This window comes from Leisingera sp. ANG-S5 (assembly GCF_000813925.1).
GTDB lineage: Bacteria > Pseudomonadota > Alphaproteobacteria > Rhodobacterales > Rhodobacteraceae > Leisingera.
In genome coordinates this window covers 380,394-392,795 of record NZ_JWLH01000005.1, presented here as the reverse complement: position 1 = coordinate 392,795, position 12,402 = coordinate 380,394, and the positions used below count along the sequence as shown (strand labels likewise).

Below are 12,402 nucleotides of genomic sequence, written 5' to 3'. Positions count from 1 at the left end.
GCGCCGCCGCGGTGCTGCTGCAAGCGGGTTTCCCCGCTCAGCCCTTGCTTGAGGCGGGGAACCGTTCCTGGCCAGCCGGCAGAGCAGCGGTTTCAGGCTTGCGGAAGCTGACCATGGTGGCACCGTTCTGTATAGCGGACACTTTGCAGACCAACCCGGTGCCGTCGCGCAGCTGAACATGGGACCACCAGGCCTCGCGCCCTTCGCAGCCTGCCACGAAGTCACGGATCTCGCCCCAGACAGGGGTCGGCGAACAGATGTCCTGCCAGATGCGGCTGGCATCCATGATAGACACTTTGGCAAAGCTGGAGTCCGGGTCCATCTGCCAAAGGGTGTCATACGCGCTGTTTGAAAAGCTCATGCTGCCGTCATTGGCGAACACCGCGATGGCTTCGTCCATCTGATCCAGGATTGATTGCCCCATTTCCAGCTCAGAGCGGAACTGGCGGGTAAGGGTGACTTCGGCGGTGATATCCTCGAACAGGAAGGCGATGGCGCCATCCGGATGCGGCCGGCCCGAGACCTTGTAGACAGACCCTGAAGGCAGCGACCAGGTTTCCTGGTAACGCCCCTCGGCGGCAGCCTCCAGCAGGTCCGCCATCTGGTGGCGCCAGCTGGAGTAGCTCTTGGGTTCCGGCATCATCCGCTGATCGCGCAGCCGGTCAAAGAAGGTCAGCAGGTTGGGCCGCGAGCTCAGGAAGTTTGCCGGCAGCGCGGTCAGGTCGATCAGCACCGGATTGAACAGAACCAGCTGGCGGTTGCGGTCAAAGATCGCCAGGCCAATGGACAGCTGGGCAAAGGTCTTGGCCAGCGTCTGCACAAAATTGCGCTGGGCAACCTCGGCGTCGACCACCGCGTTCACATCGACCGCGTGGCACAGCCAGCCGGCCTCGGTTTCGGTGGTTGAGACGTTGTACCACAGCTTCTTGGTGCTTTCCGGCAGCGGGATGGAAATCCGTTCCGGTTTGCCGCTGGTCATCGGATCATGGAGATCCACGAACAGAGGATCAGAAAAATCTGCGCTGCGGCCGCGAATCTTCTGGCCGAGATTGTCATAGGCCAGGTTGGACCAGGTAACATTGCCTTCTTCCGACTGAAGCCAGACCGGATAGGGCGCCTGATGCACCGCGGCCCGCAGGGTGGTCAGCTCTTGATCCAGGGATTTATTGTGTTCTTCCAAGGTGCTGCGGCGCAGCTGAACGCGGGTCACACCATCAATCCATTCGCAATGTGCTTCGCGGCTTTCAGCGGCGGCGGTGCCGGACAGCACCAGCGGCCCCACATCCTTGAGAAAACCAGGCGACTGCGGCAGGCCAGGATAGCTGCGGGCCAGCTGGTCGCGCAGCATGCTCCAATCAAAGTTCTCCGCTTGGTCGCCGATAAATTTGCGGGCCCCGGAAGACCAGCCGATCAGGCTGCTGTCATCGAACAGGAACACGGCATCAGTCCGGCCATCGGCGGCCAGCAGATCGTGCTCCATGCCACTGCGGCGGGGGGAGGGGGACAGCCACCAAACTGCGGCGGCAGCCGTGGCAGCGCATAGCGCGGCCAGTACAAACCATTCGATCGACGCGAAATCCTGCATGTCTTCCTGCCTAGTTCAGCTCTCGTTTACCCGCATGGTTCCCTAAAAATGGTTAAATGAAGTTTAATTGGTTTCCCAAAAGTGAATAGTTAAATTTCTAAAGGTAAATTTTTGCCGGTGACAGGGCCTCCTGCTTCCATGGCGTCGATTTTCTCGCGTGGCCAGGCAACCTCGACAATGGCGCCCGTCTGTTCAATGCCGGGGGAAATGGTCTGGTGGGGGTCAGAGCCGTTGGCGAATCTCAGCTGTGCGCCTGTGCGCTGCAGCAGCGTCTTGGCAATGAACAGGCCCAGCCCCATGCCCTCGTACTCCGGGCGCTGCTTCAGTTCGCTTTCGCCCCGGCGGCGGCGCACAAAAGGGTCGCCTATGCGGCCCAGCAAATGCGGAGGGAAACCCGAACCGTCGTCGCTGATCTTCAGGACGATGCGGTCGTTGTCCCATGCCGCATCAATCCAGACAGTGGACTGCGAGAAATCGACGGCATTCTGAACCAGATTGCGCAGCCCGTGAATGATCTCCGGTTTGCGCAGCACCGTCGGCTGCTGAAAATCGCCGCCTTCCAGCGGCTCCTCATGGTAGAGAACTGCTTTGCCGCGGTGCATATGCGGCTCTGCCGCTTCTGTCACCAGTGTCGAGAAAGGGGCCTGGCGCAGGTGCAGGTCGTCTTTGCCGGCCCGGCCCATACCGCGCAGGATGTCCCGGCAGCGGTCGGCCTGTTCGCGGATCAGCGCGGCGTCCTCGCGCAGGTCCGGGCGGTCGTCCAGCTCCTCGATCAGCTCGGCACTGGTCAGCTTGATGGTGGCCAGCGGTGTGCCCAGCTCATGCGCTGCCGCTGCCACCACGCCGCCCAGATCGGTCAGCTTCTGTTCGCGCGACAAGGCCAGCTGGGTGGCGCTCAGCGCGTCCGACATCAGCCGCATCTCGTTGCTGACCCGGAAGGAATAGGCACCGATGAAGAGGATGGCGATGACGATGGCGATCCAGTTGCCGAAGATGAACACATCCGGGATCCGTAGGATAAATCCCTGCTCGGTCCGCAGCGGCAGGTGAAACTCGGCCATCAGCGTGACCAGGATAATGGCCGTTGCCCCGATGATCAGGGTCGAGCGCAGGCCCATCACCGCGGCGGAAATCGTAACCGGCCCCAGCACCAGCAGGGCAAAGGGATTGTTCAGCCCGCCGGTCAGGTAAACAAGGAAAGCCAGCTGCAGCAGGTCGAACAGCACCATCAGGAAGTTCTCGAACTCGCTGAGCCGCTTGTTTTCCGGGAAGGCAAAGATGGCAATCAAATTGCCGGCGGCGGAGATGCCGATCGCCAGGTAACAGAGCCCCAGTTCCAGCTGCAGGTTGAACCGGTGCTGCGCCACAGCAATGGCGGTGATCTGCCCGGCAATGGCGACCCAGCGCAGCAGGATCAGTGTCCGCAGCCGGACCCAATGACTGTGATCGTGGCTGCTTGCCAGCATAAATAGTCGGTCGTTCATCCGGTTCCGGTGCTCCCGCAGATGTGACGCCGTGCGCCAGTTGCATCGGCTGTATTTCTTGATAGGTCTGGCGCCGCAAACGATCAACAACCCTTCCCTGACGAAAAGTGTGATCCCATGACCCGCGTCTATGCTCTTCTAGCTGCTGCTTTTGTCGCTGCCCTGGTGGGCGGTGCCTGGTTTCTGACCCGCGGAGGCAGCGGGGGTGACAAATTCGCGCAGTGCCGCAGCAGCCAGATCGCAGGCGGCACCGAAACCATTGGCGGGCCGTTCGAACTGATCAATGCCAAGGGCGAAACCGTCACCGACAAGGACGTGATCACGGAGCCTTCAATTGTCTATTTCGGCTACACCTTCTGTCCTGACGTCTGCCCGATGGACGCAGCACGCAACGCTGATGCTATCGACGTTCTGGCTGAGCGCGGCGTCAGCGTGACGCCGGTGTTCATCTCCATCGACCCGGACCGCGATACCCCTGAAGCCGTTGGCGATTTCGCCGCCAACCTGCATGAAAAGATGATCGGCCTGACCGGTTCGCTGGAACAGGTGAAGGCGGCCAGCATGGCCTACAAGACCTACTTCAAAAAGAACGAAGGGGATGAGGACTACTATCTCGTCGACCATTCCACCTTCTCCTACCTGGTGCTGCCCGAGGAAGGGTTTGTTGAGTTCTTCCGCCGCGATGAAACGGCAGAGCAGATGGCCGACAAGACCGCCTGCTTTGTCGGGAAAATCTGAAGCAGGATAGCTGTTTGACCTTTTCCCCTGCCCGGACATATTCTTGCGCCAATAGATAAAACCGCGCGGAGGACCGGGCATGGCCGAAACTGATCTGCAGGAAATCGGACCTGACAAGACACTGCTGCTCGTCGATGATGACGAGCCGTTTCTGCGGCGCCTGGCCAAGGCCATGGAAAAACGCGGGTTCGAGGTAGAGACTGCGGGATCCGTCGCCGCAGGCAGCGCCATCGCAACCGCTCGCCCGCCGGCCTATGCGGTGGTTGATCTGCGGCTGGAGGACGGCAACGGCCTGGATGTGGTCGAGGTGCTGCGCGAGAAACGCCCCGACAGCCGGGTTGTCGTGCTGACCGGCTACGGCGCCATCGCCACAGCGGTTGCGGCGGTCAAGATCGGCGCGACTGACTACCTGTCCAAGCCGGCCGATGCCACCGACATCATGAATGCGCTGCTGTCCACCAGTGATGAGCTGCCGCCGCCGCCGGAAAACCCGATGAGCGCCGACCGGGTGCGCTGGGAGCATATCCAGCGGATCTATGAGCTCTGCGACCGCAATGTCTCGGAAACCGCCCGCCGGCTGAACATGCACCGCCGCACCCTGCAGCGGATCCTGGCCAAGCGCAGCCCGCGCTGAGCCTTCCACTTCAGACACGGGGCTCTGCCCGTCAACGCAGGGTGTTGCGCACCCTGCGTACGCTGGTCTCACGGGATCTTAAGCGGCCTGCGGCATAGTTCCAATTGATCGCGGTCACCGCCGGGCCTGACACCCCCGGCACTTTGGAACTGGGCCCATTGGCACGGGCACGCACAGACGACGTTTCGCGTGCGGGAGTAACCCTCCCGTCCCGCCTCCGCCCCTTGGCGGCGCCGCCATCCTTAACTTGCTTCCGCTCTTACGCAGGACAGCCAGCAGGATACCGATTGGAACCACCGGCAGGGCAGCGGCCCTGGCTGGGTAAAACCCGTTTCATTCACATCTGCTGCAACAGCGCCTGATGCCGGGCAATGAACTCCTGCCGCACCTCAACCGGCGGGCGCAGGCGGATCAGCAGGCCCTTGGCAATCTCTGCATTCGGACGGCCAAAGAACTTGCTGGCTTCGGCCTCTGAAAAACCCGCGATCTGCACCGCTTCCATCCAGGCGCTGACCTTGTCTGCCCGCTTGATCTGCGCCTTGACCGTCTTGGGCAGCGCCGCCGGCAGCCCGAACCGCAGGTGAATCGCCGCCGTCAGCCGCTGATCCAGATCGCCGTAGCCCGGTCCTACTGCGGCCTTCACAGGGGATATCATGTCACCGATCACATATTCCGGCGCATCGTGCAGCAGTGCCGCCAGCCGCCATTTAACCGGCGCCTTGGGCTGCATCCGGGTGAAGATGTCCTCAACCAGCAATGAATGCTCTGCGACTGAGTAGGCAAAATCCCCCATCGTCTGGCCGTTCCACCGCGCCACAAAGGCCAGCCCGTGGGCAATATCCTCGATCTCGATATCCACGGGTGTCGGATCCAGCAGGTCCAGACGGCGGCCGGACAGCATTCTCTGCCAGGCGCGGGCGGGTTTGGCGGGCATGGGGATTCCTGTCGCTCTATTCACCCTCTGACTACCTTCTGCGCGTTGCCCGGGCAATGCTTGCCATCGTTTGAGTGTTTGCGCGAACACGGATGAAAACGGGCAGTTTACGCCCTGTGAGTTTGAAAAAGGTGCGTCCCGAACCAATATTATAAGTACACAAGGGGCACCGCCCCCTCCCCGCGGCAAACCCCTTTGCGACGTGACACGCAACAGAAAGGAGTTTGTCATGTTCAAGCGTTTACTTGGTCTTTCCCTGTTGTTCGGCATGGCAGCGACAGCGCCGCCAGCCCTGGCCGCCAGCTGCGGCGACCGCGAGGTCATGACGCAGAAGCTGGAAAGCGGATATTCCGAACGGCTGACGGCCGGCGGACTGCAGAAAAGCCGCCCCGAAGCGACAGTGATTGAAGTATGGTCGTCGGATGAAACCGGCACCTTTACGGTTCTCGTTACACATGCAAACGGGATCAGCTGCGTTGTCGCAACCGGATCCTCCTTCTTCCACATCGCGGAAAAAGCGCCGGACCCGGGCACGCCAAGCTGATACTGGCTGCCTGACGGGCTTCCCCTACAGCCTGACACTTGATGAAAAGCCTGAGCCATCCGGCTCCGGTTGCGGGTATCTTCGTTGAATATCAACAAATGCAGTGCTAGGCCCTGCACCAAGTGTACTCGTAACCGGAATGGAGCAGACTATGGCCGGGGATTATATCGTCAAGGACATCGCGCTGGCAGGCTTTGGCCGCAAAGAGCTGGACATCGCCGAAACTGAAATGCCGGGCCTGATGGCGCTGCGCGAAGAATACGGCGCAAGCAAGCCGCTGAAGGGCGCCCGCATCGTCGGTTCGCTGCATATGACCATTCAGACTGCGGTTCTGATTGAAACGCTGGTGGCGCTGGGCGCGGATGTGCGCTGGGCCTCCTGCAACATCTTCTCGACCCAGGATCATGCAGCGGCAGCCATCGCCGATGCCGGCATTCCGGTCTTCGCGATCAAGGGCCAGACCCTGGAAGAGCATTGGGACTACTTGGATAAATCCTTCATGTTCCCCGAGGGCGCGAACCTGATCCTGGACGACGGCGGCGACGCCACCCTTTATGTGCTTCTGGGCGCCCGCGCCGAGGCGGGCGAAGAGATCATCCCGGTGCCGCAGTCCGAAGAAGAAGCGGTCATCAAGGCGCAGATCCTGAAGCGCATGGAAGCCTCCCCCGGCTGGTTCACCAAGACCCGCGATGCCATCCTGGGTGTTTCCGAGGAAACCACCACCGGCGTCCACCGCCTGTATGAGCTGCAGAAAAACGGCCAGTTGCCGTTCCCGGCGATCAACGTGAACGACTCGGTCACCAAATCGAAGTTCGACAACAAATACGGCTGCAAGGAATCGCTGGTTGACGGTATCCGCCGCGCCACTGACACCATGATGGCCGGCAAGGTTGCCGTGGTCTGCGGTTATGGCGACGTCGGCAAAGGCTCCGCTGCCTCCCTGCGCGGCGCCGGCGCCCGTGTGAAAGTCACCGAAGCCGACCCGATCTGCGCCCTGCAGGCTGCGATGGACGGTTTCGAAGTGACCCTGCTGGAAGATGAAGTCGCCACCGCCGACATCTTCATCACCACCACCGGCAACAAGGACGTGATCCGCATCGAGCACATGCGCGAGATGAAGGACATGGCGATTGTCGGCAACATCGGCCACTTCGACAACGAGATTCAGGTTGCGGCGCTGAAGAACCACAAGTGGACCAACATCAAGGACCAGGTGGACATGATCGAAATGCCCTCGGGCAACCGCATGATCCTGCTGTCCGAAGGCCGCCTGCTGAACCTCGGCAACGCCACCGGCCACCCGTCGTTTGTGATGTCGGCGTCCTTCACCAACCAGGTGCTGGCGCAGATTGAGCTGTGGACCCGCGGCGACCACTACGAAAACGACGTCTACATCCTGCCCAAGCACCTGGACGAGAAAGTCGCCCGCCTGCACCTGGGCCGGATCGGCGTCAAGCTGACCCAGCTGAGCTCCGAACAGGCCGCCTACATTGGCGTCAAGCCGGAGGGCCCGTTCAAGCCGGAGCATTACCGCTACTAAGCGGAAAAAGCAGAACTCCAGAAAGCGCCGCCGGGGAAATCCGGCGGCGCTTTTCTTTACCTGACCCTAATTGCCGGTGGTGGGGTCGATGACAGTTTCGATTCTGGTGATTTTGCTGGCCGGAAAGCCGCTCAGCTTTGAATGCTCGTGTATCGCGTCTTCGGAGTCGGCCAGGTAGATGCAGAAGGTCTTGTCGCCGGCAACATAGGAGTGCTGCCATTGAACCCGGGGGGCCAGTTTGGCCAGCGCGTCATTGGAGGTGCGCGCCGCGCCGCCAAGTTCTTCACCGCTCATGCTGCCGACCTTCGGGATGTCCCGTTCGATGAGAAACCTTTGCATAGGATAACCTCCTCCGTGTCACTGTTACGCAGGCCTCGATATAGGTCCCTGGTCCGGAAAGGCATCCGCTCTGGCTGCGAAAGGCGGCGGGAACCCAATTGAGAGATTTGAATTTCTGGTCCCGGAGGATGGGATCGGCTCAGCGGGTAATACCTGAAGGTGAAAATCTCTGCCGGCATTCACGTCAGTTCTGATTTAGCTCGCATTGTCCGGGTTATTGCTTTGCGGAATCGGCGCAAGGCGGCCTATACCTAAGAAACCGGCCAGGACGGCCAGGAACCAGATTTTCATACGCGTGTGGTGGATAGTGGAGCACGCGGGGTGGAAGGGAAGGTCCTGATTGTCCTCAGGTCCTTCCCTTTTTCATTTCAGATGTGTGGCAGCTTAGAACAGCGTCAGCGCCAGACCAGCCGCCGTACAGGCCAGCGTTGCATAGCCGCCATCGATCAGCGTCAGTTTCACCGGCCGCATTCCGTACATATTGTTGAGCGCAATCCACGGGCTGATGAAGAACAGGCCGATGCCGGCACCGCCGATCAGCCCCGCGCCCAGGGTTTCGATGCCTGACAGGCTGAACACATGGCGCATCATGCCGGCAACGATCAGCTGCAGCACAAAGGCCATGGCAAAGATCATCGGGCTTTGCCCGCCCTTCGGCTTGCCGTCTTCATCACATTCAACGCCGGAAGCCTCAATCCAGGGCTTGGCCAATGCGCCGTAGTAGACGGCGCCCAGCACAAATGCCGCTGCCGCCGCAACAATCACACTCAGGAATTCCATGATGCTCTCCTCAATGGTTTCAGCCATTTGAGAGCAGAGTGGCAGATCAGGCGGGGTCTGTCTCCCCCAGCGCGCAGATGGCTTGCCATTCCGCCTCGCTCACCGGCTGCACCGACAGGCGGGAGTTTTTGACCAGCACCATGTCCTCCAGCCGCGGGTCACCCTTGATCTGATCCAGGCTGACCGGCTTGGCAAAGGCCCGCACCGCCTTGATGTCGACGCACTCCCAGCGGTCGTCTTCGGTGGTGCTGTCGGGATGCGCTTCGGCGCAGACCTCAACGATGCCGACCACGGATTTCTCTTTCTGCGAATGATAGAAAAAGCCGCGGTCGCCAATGTTCATCTCGCGCATGAAGTTGCGCGCCTGGTAGTTGCGCACGCCGTCCCATTCCTCGCCCGCGTCACCCTTGGCAATCTGGTCATCCCAACTCCAGGTGGAGGGTTCGGATTTGAACAGCCAATAGCGCATCAGCCGATGACCTTTTTCCAGGTGATCAATTCGACAGCTTCAAACAGGCCGGCCTTGTTGTAGGGGTCATTTGCCGCCCAGGCTTCACCCGCTGCCATGTCTTCGACGTCCAGAATAACCAGGGAACCGGCCATATTGCCATCCTGATCCAGCAGCGGACCTGCCTGCGCCACGGCGCCGGTGTCGTTGATATAGGCCAGATGGGCGTCACGGTTGTCGAGCCGGGTCTGCAGATGGCCGGGTTTGTCGCGGGCGATCAATGCGATGAGCATTTTATTCCTCTTTTAATGGTCTTTTAAGCAAATGTGCCGCAGCCTCGCTGATCGTCAAGCGCTGATCTACCAAATTGGTTACCGTGAGCGTGACCGGCATATCCAGCCCCATCCGCTGGGCCTGTGCCGCAACCGCCCGCGCGGTGGCTGCGCCTTCTACCGTGACACTAGGGTCAAACTCCTCTCCGCGGCCAATGGACAGCCCCAGCCGGTAGTTCCTGGACAGGTCAGAGGTACAGGTCAGCGCCAGGTCGCCAAAGCCGGACAATCCCGCCAAGGTTTCCGGCTTGGAGCCGCCGGCCAGCGCCATGCGCTGCATTTCGGCATAACCGCGGGTCATCAGCGCAGCGCGGGCGCTGTCGCCCAGCCCGGCGCCGATGACCGCACCGCAGGCAATCGCCATCACGTTCTTCAGGGCACCGCCGATTTCCGCGCCAATGGTGTCTGTGGTCCGGTACAGGCGCAAGTTGGCCGTGGTCAGCTGCTCCTGCAGTTTTTTGCACACCTCCGCATCGCCGCAGGCCAAAGTCAGTGCAGTTGGCAGGCCCCTTGCAATGTCCGCCGCAAAGCTCGGCCCGGTCAGCAGCGCGGCCTGCGCATCCGGCAAAACCTCGCGGATAACGGCCACCGGGCCAAGCCCGCTGTCCAGCTCAATCCCCTTGCAGCAGGCAACAAGCGTCTTTCCTGCCAGATGCGCGCCGTACTCCTCCAGCACACCGCGCAGCGTCTGCATTGGCACCGCCAGCAGCAAGACTTCGGACTGGCAGGCCTCGGCAATATCCGCGGTGACAGAGAGGTTTTCCGGCAATTCCACACCGGGCAGGCGGGTGCCGTTGCGGCGGCTGTCCTGCATCGCCTGGGCTTTCATCGCGTTGCGCGCCCACAGGGTCACCGGCCCGTTGCCGGCCAGCGAAATTGCCAGGGCGGTGCCAAAGGCGCCCGATCCCAGTACCGAAATGCTCATGCTTTGGCTCCTTTGCGGCCGGATCCGATCAATGCCGGGCTGCTCTGATCCAGCGGCCAGCGGGGGCGGGCGGTCAGGTCCAGACCATCACGTGCACCCGCCTTGAACCGCTCAAGGCCCGCATAGGCGATCATCGCGGCATTGTCCGTGCACAGCCGCAGCGGCGGGGCGGTAAAGGCGGCGCCTGCCTCTGCACACACGGTCTCCAACGCGGCCCGAATGGCTGTGTTTGCTGCCACCCCGCCAGCCACGGCGACGGTTGGCTGCGCTGGCTGCTCTTCCAGATACAGACGGATTGCGCGGCGGGTTTTCTCTGCCAATGTATCAACCACCGCAGCCTGAAACCCGGCACAGAGGTCGGCACGGTCCTGGCGGGTTAGTCCGCCTTTCTCGGCCACGATCTGATCCCGCATCCGCATCAGCGCGGTTTTCAGGCCGGAAAAGGACAGGTTGCAATCCGGCCGGTCGAGCAAGGGCCGGGGAAAACGGAACCGCTTGGGATCACCCGTTTCCGCCTCGGCCTGCACCGCCGGACCGCCGGGCTGAGGCAGCCCCAGAAGGCGGGCGGTTTTGTCAAAGGCCTCGCCCGGTGCGTCATCGATGGTGCCGCCCAGCCGGGTGAAATCCTCCGGCCCGCGGACCAGCAGGTACTGGCAGTGGCCGCCGGAAACCAGCAGCATCAGGTAGGGATAGATGATCCCGTCCGTCAGCCGCGGCGTCAGCGCATGGCCCGCCAGATGGTTCACGCCAATCAGCGGCAGACCGGTTGCGGCAGCGATGCCCTTGGCGCACATCACGCCGGACATCACGCCGCCGATCAGCCCCGGTCCGGCCGTCACCGCCACCGCATCCATGTCCTTCAGGCTCAGCCCCGCCTCTGCCAGCGCATCGCGGACGCAGATGTCCAGCTTTTCCGCGTGGGCGCGGGCGGCGATTTCCGGCACCACGCCGCCAAAGGCGCTGTGCAGTTCGGTCTGGCCGAACACAACCGAAGACAAAACCTCGGGATTCCCGCCGTCTGCCTGCCGCACCACGGCGGCGGCGGTGTCGTCGCAGCTGCTCTCCAGCCCCAGGATTGTCAGGGTCTTTGTCATGGCCTTACCGTTGCATCAAACTGCTGCCGGGGCTACCACCGAAGTGGGGTGCAAACAATCCCGGGAGCCTTGCTATGGTGCCTTTGCTGATGACACGCCCGCTGGCCGCGGCAAAGCGGTTTGCTGACGGCCTGCCAGCCGAAGCGCTTGCGGGCCTGCATGTGGTCTACACTCCGCTGATGGAAATCCAGCCGGTTCAGGCACCGGTAAACTTGCAGAGTGTGAAGGGCGTGGTTTTCACCTCCGCCAATGCAGTTGAGGCCGCTTCACGTGAAACGGCAGTTCGGCTGCCTGCCTATTGTGTCGGGGAGCGCACGGCGCAGACCGCCGCAGAACTGGGCTGGCAGGCGGAGTTTCTGGGCCAATGCGCCGAAGAGCTGACGGCTGCCCTGCTGCAAAAGCGCCCCGAGGCACCGCTTTTGCATCTGCGCGGTGCCCATGCGCGGGGGGAAATTGCCCAGCTTCTGACGGATGGCGGCCTCCCCTGCGGGGAGCAAATCGTGTATGATCAGGTGCTTTTGCCGCTGACGGAGGAGGCGCAGGCTGCGCTTGCTGCGCAAAATGATGTGATCGTGCCGCTATTCTCACCCAGGACTGCGCGCCATTTTGCCAATCTGTGCGGGGACGCGCCGCATTTGCATCTGATTGCGCTTAGCCAGGCCGTTGCTGAACCGTTGAAAGGCTTGAATTGCAAGGTGTTGCGCGTAAGTAAGGCACCGGATGCACCGGCCATGGCTGCGGCTGTCCTTGATGCCGCAGCGCAGCTGTCCCGGCTTGAGGGCAAGGGGCGCGCGGAGTAGGGTCCAGCGTGTTCGCAAGAATGTATTTTAGGAATCGAGGGGGAGGCCGGCGTGGCTGACAAGAAAAATCCGGAAGACGTGATTGAGCCAGGCCCCGGTGAAAACAAACCGGCCGAGGACGCTGCAGAAACCTCTGAACAGGATGCGGCGCAGGAAACCGGTGCTGAGTCTGTTGACGCCCCTGATGATGTAGAGTCTGCGGTTTCCGAGACCGAGACCGAGACC

At 61.7% G+C, this 12,402-nt stretch carries 14 protein-coding genes; 5 read left to right on the top strand and 9 right to left on the bottom strand.

What is annotated here, in order from left to right; translation table 11 throughout:
- Nucleotides 1–37 precede the first annotated feature (37 nt).
- Both RA25_RS10190 and regB read right to left on the bottom strand, forming a co-directional pair.
- The gene (locus RA25_RS10190) at nucleotides 38–1,585 is read right to left on the bottom strand and encodes a PAS-domain containing protein (RefSeq protein ID WP_039172008.1); all 1,548 of its coding nucleotides are present in this window, start codon (nucleotides 1,583–1,585) and stop codon (nucleotides 38–40) included.
- An 89-nt stretch (nucleotides 1,586–1,674) separates the two neighbouring features.
- Nucleotides 1,675–3,069, bottom strand: coding sequence for a sensor histidine kinase RegB (gene regB, locus RA25_RS10185; RefSeq protein ID WP_019295341.1), 1,395 nt, complete (start codon nucleotides 3,067–3,069; stop codon nucleotides 1,675–1,677).
- A 117-nt stretch (nucleotides 3,070–3,186) separates the two neighbouring features.
- Here regB and RA25_RS10180 point away from each other — a divergent pair, with 117 nt between their 5' ends.
- Nucleotides 3,187–3,807: an SCO family protein gene (locus tag RA25_RS10180; RefSeq protein ID WP_019295342.1), complete on the top strand. Its 621-nt coding sequence runs from the start codon at nucleotides 3,187–3,189 to the stop codon at nucleotides 3,805–3,807.
- 79 nt (nucleotides 3,808–3,886) lie between these two features.
- Nucleotides 3,887–4,441 carry an ActR/PrrA/RegA family redox response regulator transcription factor gene (locus RA25_RS10175; RefSeq protein ID WP_039172005.1) on the top strand — a complete coding sequence of 185 codons (555 nt, stop codon included), beginning with the start codon at nucleotides 3,887–3,889 and terminating at the stop codon, nucleotides 4,439–4,441.
- A gap of 337 nt (nucleotides 4,442–4,778) precedes the next feature.
- On the opposite strand, the gene RA25_RS10170 is transcribed toward RA25_RS10175, so the two are convergent.
- Nucleotides 4,779–5,375 (bottom strand): HD domain-containing protein, encoded by a 597-nt coding sequence (locus RA25_RS10170; protein WP_019295344.1) that lies wholly within the window; start codon nucleotides 5,373–5,375, stop codon nucleotides 4,779–4,781.
- 229 nt (nucleotides 5,376–5,604) lie between these two features.
- Between RA25_RS10170 and RA25_RS10165 the strand changes: the two genes are divergently transcribed.
- Together RA25_RS10165 and ahcY are read left to right on the top strand one after the other, a co-directional pair.
- A complete protein-coding gene (locus RA25_RS10165; protein WP_019295345.1) occupies nucleotides 5,605–5,919 on the top strand; it encodes a hypothetical protein in 315 nt (104 codons plus the stop codon).
- Nucleotides 5,920–6,070: 151 nt separating this feature from the next.
- Complete coding sequence (gene ahcY / locus RA25_RS10160; RefSeq protein WP_019295346.1) at nucleotides 6,071–7,459, top strand: adenosylhomocysteinase; 1,389 nt, start codon at nucleotides 6,071–6,073, stop codon at nucleotides 7,457–7,459.
- A 66-nt stretch (nucleotides 7,460–7,525) separates the two neighbouring features.
- Here ahcY and RA25_RS10155 read toward each other — a convergent pair whose 3' ends face one another.
- The 6 genes from RA25_RS10155 to tsaD form a co-directional block, all read right to left on the bottom strand.
- Nucleotides 7,526–7,798 carry a DUF4242 domain-containing protein gene (locus RA25_RS10155; RefSeq protein ID WP_019295347.1) on the bottom strand — a complete coding sequence of 91 codons (273 nt, stop codon included), beginning with the start codon at nucleotides 7,796–7,798 and terminating at the stop codon, nucleotides 7,526–7,528.
- A 384-nt stretch (nucleotides 7,799–8,182) separates the two neighbouring features.
- Nucleotides 8,183–8,578, bottom strand: coding sequence for a DUF1761 domain-containing protein (locus RA25_RS10150; protein WP_039172350.1), 396 nt, complete (start codon nucleotides 8,576–8,578; stop codon nucleotides 8,183–8,185).
- Between the two features lie 46 nt (nucleotides 8,579–8,624).
- Nucleotides 8,625–9,047 (bottom strand): EVE domain-containing protein, encoded by a 423-nt coding sequence (locus tag RA25_RS10145; protein WP_039171999.1) that lies wholly within the window; start codon nucleotides 9,045–9,047, stop codon nucleotides 8,625–8,627.
- A complete protein-coding gene (locus RA25_RS10140; RefSeq protein ID WP_019295350.1) occupies nucleotides 9,047–9,319 on the bottom strand; it encodes a YciI family protein in 273 nt (90 codons plus the stop codon). Before RA25_RS10140 ends, RA25_RS10145 begins: the two co-directional genes overlap by 1 nt.
- Before the next feature lies 1 nt (nucleotide 9,320).
- Nucleotides 9,321–10,283, bottom strand: a complete 963-nt coding sequence (locus tag RA25_RS10135; protein ID WP_039171995.1) for an NAD(P)H-dependent glycerol-3-phosphate dehydrogenase — start codon at nucleotides 10,281–10,283, stop codon at nucleotides 9,321–9,323.
- Nucleotides 10,280–11,377 (bottom strand): tRNA (adenosine(37)-N6)-threonylcarbamoyltransferase complex transferase subunit TsaD, encoded by a 1,098-nt coding sequence (gene tsaD / locus RA25_RS10130; RefSeq protein ID WP_039171992.1) that lies wholly within the window; start codon nucleotides 11,375–11,377, stop codon nucleotides 10,280–10,282. Before tsaD ends, RA25_RS10135 begins: the two co-directional genes overlap by 4 nt.
- An 89-nt stretch (nucleotides 11,378–11,466) precedes the next feature.
- Between tsaD and RA25_RS10125 the strand changes: the two genes are divergently transcribed.
- Nucleotides 11,467–12,177 (top strand): uroporphyrinogen-III synthase, encoded by a 711-nt coding sequence (locus RA25_RS10125; protein ID WP_241477388.1) that lies wholly within the window; start codon nucleotides 11,467–11,469, stop codon nucleotides 12,175–12,177.
- Nucleotides 12,178–12,402: the final 225 nt, after the last annotated feature.